Genomic DNA, 1,284 nt, shown 5'->3' on the forward strand with positions numbered 1-1,284 from the left:
AACAAGCACTACATGCAGTGGTACCGGAAACAGCCCAAGTGCCGTGCCGAGGACTGCTCGAGCATTCAGGCGGCCCACTACTACTGCCGCCCCCACGAGCAACTGGCGCTGACGACCAGGACGCTGGCCATGCAGCAGAAAACCCTGCAGCGGTTCCGCCGTGCCATCGAACCGGACTGGGGGACCGGATGCTGGATGTGGCAGGAGCGGGCCAATGAGGATGGATACGGCCAGTTCCATGCCGGCGGCGCCTGGCTGGCCCACCGCTTCAGCTACGTCTGGTTCTGCGGCGGGCACGAGCGGGGGAAGGTGCTGGACCACCTGTGCAACCGCCCGCTGTGCGTCCGGCCCGACCACATGCTCCCGATGACGAACACCAACAACTCCTCGCTGCGGCAGGAACGTGCCTTCGCAGTGGAGCGCGAGTTCTTCCGTGCCGCCAGAATCACCCCGAGGTACCTGAGCGTGATCAAGTGGGCGGTCGACAACGACCTGCCCAGCGGCAAGCCCGCCCGCCCGTCCGATGCGAAGCGGATGCCGGAGAAATAAGGAAGGGACAGGGCGCTGGCCCTGTCCCTTCCAGTGGCTTCCTCGTGAAGTCCCGATCCCGACCGAGGAGATCGAAGTCCCGCATACCAGGCGACGCCTCGCGTTCCCTGGCCTGGACGTCCTGCGTACAAGGCAGAACCAGACTTGACGGAAAAGGCCCCGTTCCTATCAACCGGAGGCCTTGACCACTCTTAACAGTGTAGTCAATGTCCATCAGAAAGTCAAATCCATCCGATGCATTGCCTACTCTAGCGCAACCGCTGTGATATCCTTAGCGTAACCTCTCAGGGAATTCCTTATTATTCCTATCTTATTACTAGGTGTTGCAGCGTCGCAAGAAAGGCAAACTTCGTGATTTCGCAAAGCGAACGCGCAAATGAAATTGCCAAGCGGATGAAAGCTCGCCGCGGCGAAGGTGCCCCCCTGCGCCGCGGATTCGTTACCTCAGGGGCGGACCTTCCGCCTCTTGCCCAGATCATGAGCGGCCGCTCCGCAGGCAGGGGCGGCGGCGGCAGGGGAGGCAAAACGCGGCTGGCGCTCCTTCTCTCGTTGATCTGGGTTCTCGCCTCCAAGCCGCACTCGTCCAACAGGCCCGCCCGATTCTGGGCGGAGCTGATTGGTCTTGAGGATCCTGAAAGCAAGGGTGCGCGTGCCGTAAGGGCCAGTCTGGCCGAATTGGAAAAGCGCGGATTCGTTGTGGTGGAGCCCGGAGAGGAAGGCCACCCCCCGACCGTG

The 1,284-nt window shown here is 62.2% G+C and carries 2 pseudogenes; both read left to right on the plus strand.

The features are described 5' to 3' along the window. Window positions 1-549: pseudogene (locus HGG74_RS20795) on the plus strand (hypothetical protein); the annotation flags it as partial. Window positions 550-900: 351 nt separating this feature from the next. Then, a pseudogene (locus HGG74_RS21265) lies at window positions 901-1,284 on the plus strand (hypothetical protein); the annotation flags it as partial.

The organism is Arthrobacter mobilis (assembly GCF_012395835.1).
Lineage (GTDB): Bacteria > Actinomycetota > Actinomycetes > Actinomycetales > Micrococcaceae > Crystallibacter > Crystallibacter mobilis.